Source organism: Brucepastera parasyntrophica, assembly GCF_022376835.1.
GTDB lineage: Bacteria > Spirochaetota > Spirochaetia > Treponematales > Treponemataceae > Brucepastera > Brucepastera parasyntrophica.
This window is the reverse complement of sequence record NZ_CP084606.1, coordinates 898,166-914,928: the sequence shown is the minus strand read 5'-3', so window position 1 is coordinate 914,928 and position 16,763 is coordinate 898,166. Positions and strand designations below refer to the sequence as shown.

General features: G+C 45.1%; 10 protein-coding genes and 4 pseudogenes. 12 read left to right on the top strand and 2 right to left on the bottom strand.

Features of this window, described 5'->3' with window-relative positions:
- Positions 1-89 precede the first annotated feature (89 nt).
- On the bottom strand, positions 90-1,535 hold the full coding sequence (locus tag K7I13_RS04460) for an NFACT RNA binding domain-containing protein (protein WP_255948306.1): 1,446 nt from the start codon (positions 1,533-1,535) through the stop codon (positions 90-92).
- 151 nt (positions 1,536-1,686) lie between these two features.
- Between K7I13_RS04460 and metF the strand changes: the two genes are divergently transcribed.
- Genes metF through K7I13_RS04435 form a run of 5 tightly spaced genes read left to right on the top strand, consistent with a single transcriptional unit; the run spans position 1,687 to position 6,008 of the window.
- Entirely contained in the window at positions 1,687-2,559 is an 873-nt protein-coding gene (metF, locus tag K7I13_RS04455; protein WP_255948305.1) for a methylenetetrahydrofolate reductase [NAD(P)H], read from the top strand.
- The gene (locus tag K7I13_RS04450; protein ID WP_255948304.1) at positions 2,556-3,695 is read left to right on the top strand and encodes a homocysteine S-methyltransferase family protein; all 1,140 of its coding nucleotides are present in this window, start codon (positions 2,556-2,558) and stop codon (positions 3,693-3,695) included. Before metF ends, K7I13_RS04450 begins: the two co-directional genes overlap by 4 nt.
- A complete protein-coding gene (locus K7I13_RS04445; protein ID WP_255949220.1) occupies positions 3,581-4,606 on the top strand; it encodes a dihydropteroate synthase in 1,026 nt (341 codons plus the stop codon). Before K7I13_RS04450 ends, K7I13_RS04445 begins: the two co-directional genes overlap by 115 nt.
- Positions 4,607-4,617: 11 nt before the next feature.
- On the top strand, positions 4,618-5,049 hold the full coding sequence (locus K7I13_RS04440) for a cobalamin-dependent protein (protein WP_255948303.1): 432 nt from the start codon (positions 4,618-4,620) through the stop codon (positions 5,047-5,049).
- Positions 5,046-6,008 carry a hypothetical protein gene (locus K7I13_RS04435; protein ID WP_255948298.1) on the top strand — a complete coding sequence of 321 codons (963 nt, stop codon included), beginning with the start codon at positions 5,046-5,048 and terminating at the stop codon, positions 6,006-6,008. Before K7I13_RS04440 ends, K7I13_RS04435 begins: the two co-directional genes overlap by 4 nt.
- 253 nt (positions 6,009-6,261) lie before the next feature.
- Here K7I13_RS04435 and K7I13_RS04430 read toward each other — a convergent pair.
- Positions 6,262-8,201, bottom strand: a pseudogene (locus K7I13_RS04430) (DEAD/DEAH box helicase).
- 671 nt (positions 8,202-8,872) lie between these two features.
- Here K7I13_RS04430 and K7I13_RS04425 point away from each other — a divergent pair.
- The 7 genes and pseudogenes from K7I13_RS04425 (at position 8,873) to carB (K7I13_RS15850) (ending at position 16,683) form a co-directional block, all read left to right on the top strand.
- Positions 8,873-9,217 carry a glutamine synthetase beta-grasp domain-containing protein gene (locus K7I13_RS04425; protein ID WP_255948297.1) on the top strand — a complete coding sequence of 115 codons (345 nt, stop codon included), beginning with the start codon at positions 8,873-8,875 and terminating at the stop codon, positions 9,215-9,217.
- Positions 9,218-9,234: 17 nt separating this feature from the next.
- Positions 9,235-10,202 (top strand): annotated as a pseudogene (locus K7I13_RS15575) (glutamine synthetase family protein).
- Positions 10,203-10,468: 266 nt separating this feature from the next.
- Complete coding sequence (locus K7I13_RS04410) at positions 10,469-11,083, top strand: CPBP family intramembrane glutamic endopeptidase (protein ID WP_255948295.1); 615 nt, start codon at positions 10,469-10,471, stop codon at positions 11,081-11,083.
- A 390-nt stretch (positions 11,084-11,473) separates the two neighbouring features.
- On the top strand, positions 11,474-11,788 hold the full coding sequence (locus tag K7I13_RS04405; protein ID WP_255948294.1) for an MGMT family protein: 315 nt from the start codon (positions 11,474-11,476) through the stop codon (positions 11,786-11,788).
- Positions 11,789-12,360: 572 nt separating this feature from the next.
- A pseudogene (locus K7I13_RS04395) lies at positions 12,361-13,442 on the top strand (carbamoyl phosphate synthase small subunit).
- Position 13,443: 1 nt separating this feature from the next.
- Positions 13,444-15,166 (top strand): annotated as a pseudogene (gene carB / locus K7I13_RS15860) (carbamoyl-phosphate synthase large subunit).
- Positions 15,139-16,683, top strand: a complete 1,545-nt coding sequence (gene carB / locus K7I13_RS15850; protein WP_439647462.1) for a carbamoyl-phosphate synthase large subunit — start codon at positions 15,139-15,141, stop codon at positions 16,681-16,683. Before carB (K7I13_RS15860) ends, carB (K7I13_RS15850) begins: the two are co-directional and overlap by 28 nt.
- Positions 16,684-16,763 lie beyond the last annotated feature (80 nt).

Genomic DNA, 16,763 nt, shown 5'->3' with positions numbered 1-16,763 from the left:
AACCACAGAGAAGTCTGCTGAAATAAGTGTATAGGTGCTAAACACTTATTTGCCGAAGAGATATATTCTGAAAAACAAGGCGGCTGCTTTCATAGACTTTCGCGGCAGCTTTCGAGCCTTTTCAGCCTGTCCTGTTCAAGAGATACAGTCAGGTTCTTTTCATTTGACGGGAGTACCGTTCCCCGGGGAGCATTCTTTGCCCGTCTGAGGTGTTTTACCTGAGTATAATACAAATCTCCCGTTCCTGCTTTTCTCCCCTTGGAATAAAAAAGGGCAAGGGTCCCCGCGTCAAGAAGAATATCCAGGGGTACTGTTTTTCCAGGCCTGTTTTTGATAAAAACATAACTTCCCGGCCAGTCGCGGGTATGGAGCCACATGTCAAGCCCTTTTACATGGCGGCGCAGAAGTTCATCGTTTTCTGAGGCTGTTCTGCCCACAAGAAAGGTCCAGCCATCCCTGCGGAATACAAGGCCGGGGTACCGTTTTTCAATCTGCTGTTTCGGGGTATTTTGCCTGCGCAGTTTTTTCTGAATAACAAGAGGGTTTTCTTCTTTTTCGAGCGACTCGAATTCTTCAGTCAGCTTCTCGAGAGTTGCCCGGGCTGCCGCAATATCATCTTCCAGTTCGCTCAGTCCTGAAACCGCTTTTTTATACTGCTCGTAATATTTCGCCGCGTTTTCCTGGGGCTTCAGCCTGGGGTCGAGTTCAATACGGACCAAGGCGGTCCCGCCGTCAGCGGATTCATAATCGGTCACTTCAATACTTGTCATTCCCTGTTTAATCATCCACAGGTTGGCCGTGAGCAAATCTCCCTGGTGCCGGAAACGGTCGGCGTGAAGAAATGACTGTCTTTTTTTCTCCAGCCTTTCAAGCGCGGCTTCCAGCCTGGACCTGCTCGTTTCATAACGCCTGCGCGCTTCTTCCAGAAGGGCTTCCCGTGACAGGGTTTTTGCATGAGTTCCGTACCACTGATCGATTTTTTCATTGAAGGAAAGCTCCCCGGAAACGGGCAGTTCCCTGATTGAATACCTGTGTTCCGGAGCATTTTCCGGCGGCAGCGGAGGATCCCAGTATTCTCCTGTTATTTCATTCCGCTTTGGTCTCCGGAAAAATACGTCAAGGATAGTATGGTTTTCATCGGTTACAATAATATTCCCCGCGCCACTCCAGAGTCTGATATACAGGTAAAATGTTTCTTCTCCCCTGCTGAGGGTAAGCCGGACTATCCTGTCGTTATGCAGCTGGACTGCTTCCAGAATCCGCGCACCTTTGATCCTTGAGCGTAAAAATTCCATAAAACGCAGCGGCTTGTCATTTTTCGGGATCTTTCTGTCTGTTTCGTGGAGCCTGCAAACACCGGGCGCGAGACAGACCAGCAGTGTTTTTGAAATTCCCCCCGGTGTATCGGCGGCGGCCTGCTTGTACAGGTACAGGGCTATGGTATCATATGAGGGCTGAATTATATTCTGTATAAATGAACCGGGAAGATTCAGTTCTTCCAGAATCAGGTTAAGTTCCGCGTGATTCAGAGACATATTACTGTAGCATACACCGCAAATGGAAAAAATCCTATACAGGCGGAAGAAATTTTACGCATGGATGCTTATATTGGGGTACTTGCCCCGATTTTGTCCGGCTGGTACACTGATGGCGCATGGTTATAATCCATATTACGGAACCTGAAATATGAAAATAAGTGATATTCTTGAAAAAAAGAAACTGACTGTTTCATTTGAAATATTCCCTCCCAAGAAAGAGGCCGCTCTGGCTGATGTCATGGCATGCTCTGATGAACTTGCCCTTCTGGGACCTGACTTTATCAGCGTTACCTATGGCGCGGGCGGCGGTACTTCAGCCCATACGGTAAAAATAGCTTCCCATTTGCAGAATGCCGGCGTTACTCCTATAGCCCATATAACCTGTGTATCATCCACAAAATCCGATATTTCCGAGCATATCGGGATACTTAAGGACCAGAATATACGGAATGTGCTTGCCCTCCGGGGCGATTATCCGAAAGACTCCGGTTTTGTTTCTCCGGGCGATTACCGGTTTGCGTCAGAGCTTGTTGAAGAAATACGCAAGTCAGGCGATTTCTGTATAGGCGGCGCCTGTTATCCGGAAGGACATCCTGAAAGCGGAAACCGGGATGCGGATCTTGATAATCTGAAAAAAAAGGTTGACGCGGGCTGCAGTTTTTTAACGACCCAGATGTTTTTTGACAATAATATGCTGTACAGCTTTTTGAACCGGGCCCAGAACAGGGGTATTACAGTTCCCGTGCTGGCCGGGATTATGCCTCTTACCAACGGGGCCCAGCTGAAGCGGATGATAGCCCTTTCAAACGCCTATCTTCCCCCGAAATTTCTTGCCCTTGTTGACCGTTTTGGTGAAAATAATGAGGCCATGAAACAGGCCGGAATAGCCTATGCCACGGACCAGATAATTGAACTTATTACAAACGGTATCAGGGGAATTCATATTTATGCCATGAACAAGCCCGATATAGTCCGGAAGATCATGGATAATATTTCGGACATTGTCCGGGAGGCTGAATGAGCGGAAACGGAAAGGCTTTTTGCGAAAAACTGGACCATGATCTTGTCTTTTTTGACGGAAGCATGGGGACCATGCTGCAATCAGGAGGTCCGGCTTCCGCTCCTTTAATAAACAAACCGCCCTCAGGCTGGAAGGTTCCGGAAGAATTGAACCTGACAAGCCCGGATACTATCGCTGAAATCCACAGACTCTATCTTGAAGCGGGTTCCGATGTTATTCTGACAAACACCTTCGGCGCGAACCGTCTCAAACTGGAAGAATCCGGCCTTGATACAGGGGCTGTTATCAGCGCGGCTGTTGCCCTTGCCCGCAAGGCAGTTTCCTCTTTTGAAGGCCGTTTTGTCGCCCTTGATATAGGACCGACCGGAAAGCTCCTCGAACCGATGGGGTCCACCGGTTTCGATGAAGTATATGAGGCCTTTGCTGAAGCTGCAAAGGCCGGCGAAGCCGCCGGAGCGGATATCGCAGTTATCGAAACCATGAGCGATCTCTATGAGCTGAAAGCAGCTGTTCTTGCCGTAAAGGAAAACACCTCCCTTCCCGTAATCGCGTCCGCGACTTTTCTGGATACAAACCGCACTCTGACCGGAGCTGATCCGGCAACAGTTGTAGCTGTCCTTGAAGGACTGGGCGCGGTCGCTGTCGGATTTAACTGCGGAGGGGATCTAGCGCACGCGGGCCAGCTGGCGAAATCCTTTCTCGCTGAAGCCTCTGTCCCCGTTTTTATGGAACCCAATGCCGGTATTCCCGCGATAGAAAACGGTCAGGCCGTTTTCAGGGTTTCCGCCCGGGAATTTGCGGAAAAAGTATGTGAATGCGCAAAGCTTGGAATCCGCGTTCTCGGGGATGCTGCGGAACAGGACCTGAACATATTGCGGCCCTGGTTGAAGCCTGCCGGGATATGCCTCCTGTTTCTGTTTTTCCGAAGCACAAAACGGTTGTTTCCTCCTGGACCCATACAGTTGAAATCGGGACTCCTCTCCATTCCGGAGGCAAAGGCCCTGTTATTGTGGGCGAACGGATCAATCCGACCGGCAAAAAACGTTTTAAGGAAGCCATACTCAATAATGATATCGAGTATGTACTGTCCGAGGCCAGGGACCAGATTGCCGCCGGGGCCCATGTCCTTGATGTGAATACCGGTCTCCCGGGTATAGATGAAGTTTCGGTTATGCTCTCAACAGTCAGGTCCCTGCAAAAAACCTTTCCCATACCTCTCCAGATTGATTCAGGGAACCCTGCCGTGCTTGAAAAAGCCATCAGATATTATAACGGAAAACCTCTTATCAATTCGGTTAATGGAAAAGAACAGGTAATGAGGGATATTTTTCCTATTGTGCGAAAATACGGCGGCGTAGTCATAGGCCTTACGCTTGATGAAAACGGAATACCGTCCACTGCGGAGGGACGCCTTGCCATAGCCCGCAAAATTGTTGAAACAGCGGCCCTCTGCGGTATTGAACGGAAAAATATCATTATTGACGCTTTAACCCTCACTATAAGTTCGCAGCAGAAGGAGGCAATGGAAGCAGTTCGGGCCCTTCAGCTGATAAAGGATGAATTACAGGTAAAAACGATTCTTGGTGTATCGAATATTTCCTTCGGCCTTCCCCGGCGTGAATTAATAAACGCAGCTTTCCTTGCCTCCGCGCTTTCAAACGGTCTCGATGCCTGTATCATTAATCCTCTTTCTTCCCAGATAATGGCTGTATATTACGCATACCGGGCGCTGGCGGGTTTTGACGAAAACTGTCTTGAATATATTGAAAAATACATGCATAGTGAGACCGATGATTCTGCAACCAATGCGGTCATTCCCGTGTCTAAACCTGTAATCAGGCCGTCAGATCGGGAAAACGCCTGCGGGAATGCCGATCTCAGGGCTATTATTATTAATGGAATGAAGGGGCAGGCCCGCGAAGCCGCGGGATTGCTCCTTGAAACAAAGACTCCGCTGGAAATTATTGATGAGTATATAGTTCCTGCTCTGGATGAAGTGGGAAAAGACTTTGAGGAAGGCAGAAAATTCCTTCCCAGCTCCTCCTGAGCGCGGATACTGTGTCACAGGCCTTTGAGGCTGTAAAGAACAAGCTTGCCGATACAGGGGTAAAAACAGAACCGAAAGGGAAAATCCTGATTGCCACTGTTCAGGGCGATATTCATGATATTGGCAAGAATATTGTTAAGGCAATGCTTGAGAATTATGGGTACGAGGTAATAGATCTTGGAAAAGATATTTCTCCGGAAGCCATAGCGGATGCAGCGGAAAGGGAAAAACCGGGACTGATAGGACTTTCAGCTCTGATGACTACAACGGTTGTCAGTATGGAAAAAACAATTAGTTTGCTGCGGGAAAGAAACATATCTGTGCCTGTGATGGTGGGAGGAGCCGTTTTAACACCGGAATACGCCGAATCAATAGGCGCCGATTATTACGCAAAGGACGCGATGGCCTCTGTAAAAATCGCGAAAAAGGTATTTGAAAAATGAAGAAAAATGAGAGTGAAAATTTGAATTCTGATTATACATGCAAGGATATATCCGTTTTTAAAATATATCTGCAGTCTTTTTTCCATAAATCAACAAGAAAATCAATGCTCCGCTATCTTGGAACTGTCCTCAAGGATTTTTTCCTGCTCCAGTTTTCCGTAAAGCTTGGATTTAAAAAGATCCCGGTTGTTAATGTGGACCATCCTCTCGACGAGACTGTGCCTTTTACCCCCGAGCGGGTTTCGGTATATCTGGATTTTATCTGTTTCTGGATCAGGCCTCTTGTATATATCGGGAGAAGGTTCGGCAAGGAAGCGCAATACAAGTATACCGAGCAGTTTCTCGATTTGGTCAATACCTGTTATCTCAGGGCTGCCGAGATTTACCGTTTCCGCATGAGTACCACCCGCAGGCCGAAATACCTTAAAGGGCAGTTCTTTACTATCCACGCCCTTGATCCCCATTTTTTATGTGTTCCGAGTCTGCATGTTATCATTGTTGTTCTGGCCTATACTTTTTACCGCAAAGCTTTTGCCGAACTTAACATGCTGAAGGATGAAATGGATACTCTTAGCAGGGAACTGTTTGCCGGGGCAATAGAAATCACCGAAACTGTATTGTATATTAAGCAGCACAGTGTTAACTGTATTCCTGCCGCTCTGTATACTATCGGCAATGTAACGCCGGATGAAGTATCTCCTGTCGAGGCAGCTGTTTTTATTGAATCTCTGTTTGCCGGGGCCGAGGATATTCATCAGGAAAACGTTGCGAATATCCGCCGGCACATTTTTGAAATATATGAAAGGCTGCTGCTTGAAGGCTGCCATGAAAGCGACTGGAGCATACCGTTAAAACGCTGGCTCGATGACGCCTATCCTCTCGAAGAAACTGCTCCTGAAGATATTGCGATTTCAATACAGGAAGAAGAGACTGCCTTTGCCGCAGTCGCGGAAAGCTGAGCTTTCAGCTTATTCAGTATAGTTTAATTTCACTAAGTATTTTTCGGATATCTTTTTCTATTTGAGTTGATACTCCGGGACGGATTCTCTATCCTGTTCCGGTGTTAAAAAAAATCTTCTTATCAGTTTTGCTGCGCTTTAGACCGGATCAATCAATATAAGATTTTTCTCAGGACAATTAACTGTGATATGGATTTTATCTCCGCATTCATGTTTAATCATATGAATGCGGAAATGATAAATCTGAGATTTACTAGGACTGCTTTTGCTTGCGGTATATTTCTGCTCCGGCAGTGTGGGGGCCCCTGCTGTATGTTCGCATGTTCCGGCGGGAAGAAGATGTACCGTCTGTTTTTCCTGAAAAGTTACCGCCTGCATTCCGCTGCGGTCTTCCTGCGTACTGGTTCCGGTCCCTCTTTTCATTCTGAAACCGGGAGTTTCTGTCATTGCGCGGATTTTGTTTCCGGGATCCTTCATTAAAAGTATTTCCGGGGTCTTTTACGTCTATATGAATATGGGGCATATTTTTCCTGTTTTTTGAAAGATCCAGGGCAGTACGCGCCGCATCTGCCGGAAGCGTTGCCAGAGAAAATGAGTCCATGACTTCTATGCGGTCTACAAGCCGTTCGGGGATTCCAATTGCTGTTTTGAAAAACTGGGCAATACCTCTGCGGGTCATTCCATCCCGTCGGCCAAGTCCGATATACAGGCGTATATGACTTCGGTCAGTGCTTCCGTTTTTAACAGACTTAATTTCCGAATAGTGTTCTGCAGAAAGAATTTTTCCGTATTGGATGGCAAGTACGGCAGCAAGAACTTCCTTAGGCTCACGGTTTTCTGTCAGGGATTCTGCAAAGCGGAGGAATTCAGGAGAGATAGAATCAATCTTTTTTTCTGCACCTGAAGAATTCTCCTGGCCGGCAGTGATGCCGTCTGCAAGGACCTCTTCCTGGGAATATATGTTCAGGTCTGTTTCATTTTCGAAGACTGAGATCATTTCAGGAAAAAACTATTTATCGATTCAGTTGTATTTTTTATTAATCGTTCCCGCTTTATATCCAGGACTTCTCTGATTGTAGGGATTTTGCCTTCTTTTAATTCTCCGCGTCCGTGCAGACGCAGATAGCCAAGCCGCCTGCGTTCATCCGGCCGGACAAAGGTCACAGCCACCCCTTTTGCGCCGGCCCTGCCTGTCCGCCCTATACGGTGCGTGTATGTCGGGCCGTCATAGGGAAGGGCATAGTTGACTACATGGGTTAACCCTTCTATATCAATTCCCCGCGCCGCAACATCGGTTGCAACCAGAACGCGGGTTTTTTTTATTCTGAACCTGTATAAAATCTTTTCGCGCTGGGTCTGGGCTATATCGCCGTGCAAAGCGGCCGCCTGATAATGGCGTTCATCAAGTTCTTTTGCTACCGCATCAGCATCCGCCTTGGTTTGGCAAAATATCAGGCCATAGAAATCATCCGAAGAATCCATCAGCCGTACCAGAGCTTCAGTTTTATCATCTTCCCGGACCATCCAGAAAAACTGTTCGGTGAGAACAGGTTCTTCAGCGGGTGTTTCTTCTTCAACTATTTCATACTCGCCCATGAAATTGGATGCTATGGAGAGTATAGGCTGTGGCATTGTTGCCGAAAACATTAATACCCTTGCTTCCGCATTTGCCCTTCCGAATATGGCTTCTATATCTTCAATAAAACCCATATTAAGCATTTCATCAGCTTCATCAAGAATAAAATATTCGATTTTTGAAAGATCGAGAGATCCCCGTTCAAGGTGATCTATTACACGCCCCGGTGTGCCTACGATAATCTCAGTACCCGCTCTGAGTTTTCTCAGCTGATCAACAATTGATGATCCGCCGTATACGGTGGTCGTTCTCGGGTATGCTTCCGTACGGAAGGAATCAATTTCAGTGCTTACCTGAATTGCCAGTTCTCTTGTCGGAACCAGTACAAGGGCTCTGGGACATCCTTTGTCCGAGCTCAGTTCCTGAACCAGAGGCAGTCCGAATGCAGCTGTTTTTCCTGTTCCGGTCCGGGCCTTTGCAATAACATTTGCATCACCATTCAAGAGGCGGGGAATTGCAAGTATCTGGATTGGGGTCGGTTCCGTAAAACCTTTGGCCGCTACGGCCTGCAATACGACCTCATCCAAACCGAGGTCATCAAAAGAGATAGATTCCATTAGTGTTTCCTTTTTCACGCTGGTGTGTACCGGCATTCAGTATACGAGCAGTACCGAATAGTTCGGCGAGCGCACGCAGATAATGCGTGAAATCGGAAAACGTTCAGACTGATTATTAACTGTTCGCAATATGATACCGATGCGAGACAAAACGCGGCGAACCGCCGCTCCTCGGAAAAACCGGATTTTTCGGTTTTTCGACTCATCTATTTACTGATAGTAAGTATATATTTTTTTTAAAATGCTGTATAGCGCAATCAGATGAAAATAGTGTTATTTGTTGCAAATTAATGACATATTTCTGTTAAAAATTGCAGAAAAAGGTTTTTTACTTATACCGACCGGTATGTATATAATAACAAATTACACCTGCCGGTTGATATAATCCAGCGCTTCCGGCATTCCCTGTCACAGGAAAAGTGGTTATATGCTTATACTGTTAATGTAATAGAATACTTTTTTCAGAAAAAATATAAGGATTTTGATGGTTTTTGCGAAAGGGTACAACTGAAAGGCTGAATGCAATATACTGATCAGTATACATATGAAAGCTGTTTATACCGACCGGTCGGTATAAACAGCAATAAAAACCGCGCAAGAAGCGGCGAAAACTGCCGGAGCTTTCCGCCGCAGGACTTGAAAAGCAGTCTAAGCTCATTTATGATATTGCCATGCATGATTATACAAAAGAAGATATTATGAGAATGGTTTCGGACAATGACGTCCGGTTCATACGTCTCCAGTTTACCGATATTTTTGGGAACCTCAAAAATATCGCTATTACAACGAGCCAGCTTGAAAAAGCACTTGATAATAAGTGCCTGTTTGACGGTTCATCAATAGAAGGCTCCGTCCGGACCGAACAATCAGATATGATCCTTAAGCCTGATCTCAACACTTTTTCGCTTTTTCCCTGGAAGCCGGCCCCAAACCGGGTAGCCAGGCTTATCTGTGATATTTATTCCCCTTCTGGAGAGGCCTTTGGCGGATCCCCCGGCAGATACTCAAAAATGTAATTTCCCGGGCTGAACAAATGGGCTTTTCACTGAATGTCGGCCCTGAACTCGAGTTTTTCCTTTTTCATACAGACAATGAAGGTTCGCCCACGCTGAAAACACTGGACAAGGGCAGTTACTGTGACATGGGTCCGGTTGATCTTGGAGAAAATGCACGCCGGGATATGGTCCTCACACTGGAGGAAATGGGGTTTGAGGTAGAGGCTTCCCATCATGAATGGGCCCATGGACAGCATGAAATTGATTTCAGATACGGCGACGCTCTGGACGCCGCAGATCAGATAATGACCTTTAAACTGGTAGTAAAAACAATAGCCCAACGGCACGGGTTACATGCAACTTTTATGCCCAAGCCTGTTACCGGTATCGCAGGAAGCGGTATGCATATGAATATGTCTCTGTTTAAGGAACGGAAAATATTTTCGCGTCAAAAGACGGCGTAAGTTTTTCACCGACTGCCGGTCAGTATATTGCAGGAATCCTGAAACATATTAAAGCAATCACTGCTATTGCAAATCCTCTTATAAATTCATATAAACGCTTGTCATCTGAACAGGAGGCGCCATCATATATTACCTGGTCGCCTCATAATGTAAATTCTCTTATCAGAATTCCCACTGTCTCACACAGTTCGTCTTACAGAATAGAGCTGAGAAGCCCCGATCCTACTGCAAATCCCTATCTTACTATAGCCTTAGTTCTGGCAGCAGGCCTTGAAGGTATCAGTGAAAAAATGACTCTCCCTCCTGCGTTCGATATTCCTGTTCATACCCTTACCAGGACAGAATTCAAAAGGAAAAAAATTGAACCGTTACCACGGGATTTATACATAGCGCTTGAAGAAATGAAAAAAGACTCTCTGGTACGTTCCATTCTGGGTGAACACATTTTCAGCAAATATGTTGAAGCTAAAGAACAGGAATGGGATTCTTATAAAAACTCGGTATCGCAATGGGAAGTAGAAAACTATCTGGCAAAATATTAGCCGGACTAAAATCTGACTTATCCGGAAAACTCAAAGCTGTATTTCCCGTGCCGATTTCCGGACAAGTCTGACTTAACGGAATTTATCCGGAAACTAAAATTGCCTGGCAACTCTGCCGGGTTTTTCAGAGAGTTCAAAATTGCGTTTTTTTTGCTGTTATGAACAACTGAAAATTCTATATATGGCTATGCCCCTGCAGGCGTAAGTTTTTCTGAATTAACCGGAAAATTATACGTATGTAGTATATAAATGGAGTAAGGAACAGTATGGAAAATAAAATACCGGTGAGATTTTTTGTTGTAACTTTTGTATTTTCATGGTTATTGTGGGGACTCGCTATATTAATTGGACATGGCAGTCCTCAAGATAATGTCTATCTGGCATCCGGAATAGTAATGGCAATAATGTTAATCGGGGCTTTTGGACCGGCAGTAGGAGCATTTGTTTCAGTACGTTCAATCGAAGGAAAAGGATCAATAAAAACATTTTGCAAAAGATTCCTTTCTTTGAAATTCGGTTGGAAAGTATGGCTTTCAATTTTTTTGATTTCAGGTCTTTCTTATTTTGTTGCATGGATTATTCCTGAATTATTTGGTGAAGAAAGAATATCTTCTTATTTGCCCAATTTTTATATCTTCCCTCTCTATCTCATCCTTATGATATTTTTCGGCGGAGGCCAGGAAGAAATAGGCTGGAGAGGTTATATATTACCGTATCTTGAAAAAAGATATGGATTAATTTTTGGTTCATTAATACTTGGGATAATTTGGGCAATCTGGCATATTCCATTGTGGTTTATACCCGGCTCTACTCAAACGTATATGAATTTTATCGCATTTACGTTTATGACAATAGGATATTCATACTTTTTTCATGGATAAAAGAAAAATCGGGCAACCGTTTATTATCCGGACTTATTGTGCATGGAACCGTTAATGCTTTTGCCGCTCTTTTTCCAACGCTCATAATGGAAAAAAATGCAACCCAAATTCGCTTTTGGATATATAGCATTATTGTATTAGTAACCGGAATAATTATAGTTGCAATAAGAAGTTATAAAAACAGAACCTCCCGCGTTTAACAAACATATATACCGGGTTATGCATATTGGTTTTCGCTTTGGATGAATCTGCTGCGCTGTCCGCATATACCTGACAGCGCATATCCGCGGCCATGCAAAGTTATATCTTGCTTACTCGGCCCGCTCTCTTGTCATATCGCATATATCAGATCCATACATTTACTTGAAATACTTCTTCCTGCAATATATAGTGCTGGGTGTGACCGAATATACCGCACGTATTATTGACGCGATAAAAGCTGTACCTCCAGGCAAGGTTTCAACCTACCGTAATATAGCGCTGTGCGCGGGAATGCCAAACGGCGCCAGGCAGGTTGTGCGGGTCCTTCATTCAATGTCTTCTCTTCATAATCTTCCCTGGCACAGAATAATCAAATCAGACGGAAGGGTTGCCCTGCCTGCCGGGTACGGAAAAGAAATGCAGATTGCTCTCCTGCGCGATGAAGGTGTTGCCGTGACGGATGACGGAAAGATCGATCTTGATATGTATGGTTTCCATGCATAGTTTTCCTAGTATGACCAGTAGGAAAAAGCATACTTTTCCTACTGGTCATATTCAGTATTATCATATTTGTATGAATCATTGCAATTGCAATATTGTGCTGCAAAAGGATTTATTTGTCCATATATATTTTCCTTCATCCGGTGAAAATATCTGAGGAATACTATTCATGCAGAGAAAGTCTGCTTTTTCATTATACAGATTTTGAATTCAATACCTAACCAATATTATTTTGCCTGTGTAAATAATTTATATGCCTTCCCCTAAGTTTTTATAAAAATATATATTGCTGCCTGAAAAAGGTCTTTTTTTCTATTTTAAATCTGATATTTTTTAAGTCCGGTCTGATTTATTCCCGCTTCTCATAAAATAGCTGTAATTTTCTATTTTTTTGACTGAATTTATTGTTTTTTTATAAATTAATGTCTTTAAAAACTTGTTTTTAACAATATTGAATTTTTTGATATCTTTTTTTAAAGAAAACTCGCAAAAATAATAAAAAACATTGAATTCTATAAGGTAAAATGCTATCTTTTTGAAAATGACGATTTTTCAACCTTTTTTAGGATAAAGACATGAAAGGATATCTGATACTGGAAGATGGCACGGTTTTTGAAGGAAAGTTTTACGGACCGGAAAAGGAAACGCTCTGTGAAATTGTCTTTACCACAGGAATGACCGGGTATCAGGAAACGGTCACCGATCCTTCTTTTGAGGACAGGGCGTTGTTCTTACTTATCCTATGATAGGCAATTATGGCGCAAATAGCGCCGATATGGAATCGGCTGTCCCCTGGATTTCGGCATTGATTGTGCGTGAGCTTTCCTCTTTTCCGAGCAATTACCGGTCAGAAGAACCCTTTGCCGACTTTCTCATAAAAAAAGGCATAACTATTCTTTCCGGTGTTGATACGAGATCCCTGACACGACGGCTCAGGGAAAAAGGAACAATGAACGGCCTTATCACATTTCAGAGGCCGGGAAATATAACGCAGCGGCTCGAAGAAATCAGGCAGCATTCAGTCCGCCACAGTGTTATTCGGGTGAGCAGAAAACACCCTGAGATAATCGGCGGCGGCCGATGGAATATCAGTCTTATCGATTTCGGTGCAAAACAGAATATTATTAATTCGCTGACTGAACGGAACTGTACGGTCAGAGTCTGGCCCTGGGACACTCCGGCATATATAATACTTGACTCAAATCCTGATGGTATTATGCTGTCAAATGGCCCGGGAGATCCGAAAGAATGCAGCGGTATATTGAGGCATATTTCCGAACTCGCGGAATCAGGCATTCCTCTTTTTTCCATATGTCTCGGACACCAGCTTCTTGCCCTGGCCGCCGGTTTTGATACCGGAAAACTGAAGTTCGGCCACCGGGGCGCAAACCATCCTGTCAAGGATTTAGCGACCGGCAGGGTGTATATGTCGAGCCAGAATCATGGCTATTGTGTACTTGCTGAATCGGTTGATCCTGCAATTGCCGAAATAAGCCACATCAGTGTGAACGACGGATCTGTTGAGGGCCTACGGTTTAAAAACAAACCGGTAAGTTCGGTTCAGTTTCATCCTGAGGCAAGTCCCGGGCCGCGTGAAACAGCGTATCTGTTTGACCGGTTTATTGAACAGGTCGATACCTTAAAGGAGCAGAGATAATATGCCGCTTAATCCCAGCATCAGGAAAGTTCTGGTTATTGGTTCAGGTCCTATTGTTATCGGCCAGGCTGCGGAATTCGATTACGCCGGCACCCAGGCCTGCCGCACTCTTAAAGAAGAAGGTCTGCAGGTCGTTCTTATAAATTCCAACCCGGCGACAATTATGACTGACCGGGAAAATGCTGATATGGTTTATATCGAACCGCTTACTGTTGATAGCGTTAAGAGGATAATCGAGACAGAATGTCCTGATTCAATACTGCCCACCCTCGGCGGGCAAACCGGTTTGAATCTTGCAATGAAGCTTGCTGAATCAGGCTGGCTGGAAAGCAGGGGAATAACCCTGCTGGGGACCACCGCAGAAACAATCAAAAAGGCTGAAGACAGACAGGCATTTAAAGACACAATGGAATCGATAGGTGAACCGTGTATTGAATCAAAGGTGGTAACCTCCTGGGCTGATGCCCGGGATTTTTCCCGTGAAATAGGATTTCCCGTAATAGTTCGGCCCGCGTACACTCTGGGAGGAACCGGCGGAGGAATCGCGGCCAATGAGGGTGAACTTGAGGAAATCGCGTGCAACGGACTTATTCTTTCCCCGGTAGGTCAGGTTCTTATTGAAAAATGTATTTCCGGCTGGAAAGAAATCGAATATGAAGTAATCAGGGACAGCCTCGGAAATTGCATAATTGTATGCAATATGGAAAACTTTGATCCCGTGGGCATTCATACCGGGGATTCGATTGTAGTGGCTCCCAGCCAGACTCTTTCGGACAGAGACCATCAGATGCTCCGAAGTTCGGCAATAAAAATAATCAATGCCCTTGGAATTGAAGGAGGATGCAATGTCCAGTATGCGCTTCATCCTGAATCCGCTGACTATGCCGTTATTGAGGTGAATCCCCGTGTCAGCCGTTCCTCGGCGCTTGCTTCAAAGGCAACCGGCTATCCGATAGCTAAGGTCGCCGCCCGCATCGCTTTGGGATATGCACTTGATGAAATAAAAAATTCCGTTACTGGAAAAACAACCGCGGCCTTTGAACCCGCTCTTGACTATTGTGTTGTAAAGATTCCCCGCTGGCCTTTTGATAAATTTGTAAATGCAAAACGGAAGCTTGGTACACAGATGCAGGCGACCGGCGAGGTTATGGCCATCAGCTATTCCTTTGAAGGCGCCCTGATGAAAGCTGTCCGTTCCCTTGAGCAGAATATATATTCACTCTGGCATCCGAAATTTGAACGGATGCAGACAGAGGAACTGTTTTCCCGGGTCAGAGAAAAGGTAAGTGATGAAAGACTTTTTGAAATCAGTGAGCTGATGAGACGGGGACGGCCGCGGAAGTCATTCATGATATAACAAAAATAGATCTCTGGTTTCTGAATAAAATACAGAATATTCTCGATATAGAAAAAGAATTTCGTTTGGGGCAAAAGATTTTGAGACCCTGCTTGAAGCAAAAATTGCAGGATTTCCTGACAGAGAAATAGCCCGTCTTTTGAATATGGAAGAAAAGGAAATCAGATATCTCCGTAAACGCCTGAATATTATTCCAGGTTTTAATATGGTTGATACCTGCGCCGCGGAATTTGAAGCTGTTACTCCCTATTTTTATTCGGCTTACAATACTGAAAATGAAGCTGTCGAGAGGGATGCCTCCGGCCCAAAAAAGGACGGCAGCCAAAAGAAAAAATCCTTGTGCTTGGTTCCGGACCGATACGGATAGGGCAGGGCATAGAATTTGATTACTGTTCAGTTCATTCGGTCTGGGCGCTGAAAAAGCTTGGATATGAAACTATCATTGTCAACAATAATCCGGAAACGGTAAGTACCGATTTTGATATTTCCGACAGACTGTATTTTGAGCCGCTGACTCCTGAAGATGTGGAGGCTATCATTGAAAATGAGAGGCCATCCGGCGCTGTTGTCCAGTTCGGCGGCCAGACTGCAATCAAATTGACCAGGGTTATTTCGGATATGGGCGTCCCCATTCTCGGGACCTCGGCCCGGAATGTTGACCGGGCTGAAGACAGGCAGCTGTTCGATCAGGTACTTGAAAAAACAGAGATACCCCGGGCGGCCGGAACCACTGTATATACGGAAGAAGAAGCTCTGGCTGTTGCAAATAAACTCGGTTATCCCGTGCTTGTCCGGCCGTCCTATGTGCTTGGCGGGCAGGGCATGGAAATTGCGTACAATGACGCTGATATCAGCGAGTTTATGGATATAATAAATCAAACAAAACAGGAACATCCCATTCTCGTTGATAAATATATAGAAGGCACGGAAACGGAAGTTGACGCGGTTTGTGACGGAGAGGATATTCTGATTCCGGGAATTATGGAACACATAGAGCGTACCGGTATCCATTCCGGAGACAGCATTTCCGTTTATCCTGCTCCCGGCTTAAGCGATGACCAGAAAAAGAAGATAGCGGAATACTCAAAACTTCTTGCCAAAGAATTGCAGGTTATCGGACTCATCAATATTCAGTTTATCGCAAAGAATGATGAACTGTATGTTATTGAAGTTAATCCGAGGTCAAGCCGGACCGTTCCATATATAAGTAAGGTCACCGGAGTTCCTATTGTCGAACTTGCCGTCCGCTGTATGCTCGGTGAAAAACTGAAGAATCTGGGATTCGGAACCGGTTTATATAAAGAATCTCCTTATAGCGCAGTAAAGATGCCTGTTTTCAGTTTTGAAAAGCTGTATGGAGTAGAAACAGCTTTGGGTCCGGAAATGAAATCTACCGGGGAAGCTCTGGGAATTGCCCTGAACTGGGAAGACGCCCTGTACAAGGGGTTTCTTGGTTCAGGCAGTCTTATCCGTGCGGGCAATGCCGGAAAGAAAACCCTCTGCGTTTCTCTTCGCTCCAGGGATTGGGAAGAAGCTCTTCCGATTATTACCCGGTTTGCAAATAACGGTTTTCACATAACAGCCACTGAAGGGACCTGCCGTTATCTCAATGAACACGGTGTACAGGCTGAACGGATCAGCCGCCCTTCAGAAGATTCTCCGAATATACTTAATGCCCTTCAAAAGGGAAGTCTGAGCCTGATTATCAATACACCGACAAGGGGCAGAGACAAAAACCGTGACGGTTTCCGCATCAGGCGGGCTGCTGTCGAGCATAATACAGCCTGTCTTACTTCCCTTGATACTGCCAAAGCTTTTATTTCCTGCCTGGAAAAAGGTGATGAGCAGGTTCTCAAGCCTGTAAATATTGCCCGGATATTTTAAGTTCCTGCTTTCTGATCATATAATTTTCCGGAAAATGGTCTCTTCGGGGTGAAATACACGATATTTATATACCGACCGGT

Coding starts and splice junctions, on each gene's coding strand:
- K7I13_RS04435 (WP_255948298.1), top strand. CDS start 5,046: ATGAAGAAAAATGAGAGTGAAAATTTGAATTCTGATTATACATGCAAG.
- K7I13_RS04460 (WP_255948306.1), bottom strand. CDS start 1,535: ATGTCTCTGAATCACGCGGAACTTAACCTGATTCTGGAAGAACTGAAT.
- K7I13_RS04450 (WP_255948304.1), top strand. CDS start 2,556: ATGAGCGGAAACGGAAAGGCTTTTTGCGAAAAACTGGACCATGATCTT.
- K7I13_RS04410 (WP_255948295.1), top strand. CDS start 10,469: ATGGAAAATAAAATACCGGTGAGATTTTTTGTTGTAACTTTTGTATTT.
- metF (WP_255948305.1), top strand. CDS start 1,687: ATGAAAATAAGTGATATTCTTGAAAAAAAGAAACTGACTGTTTCATTT.
- K7I13_RS04425 (WP_255948297.1), top strand. CDS start 8,873: ATGCATGATTATACAAAAGAAGATATTATGAGAATGGTTTCGGACAAT.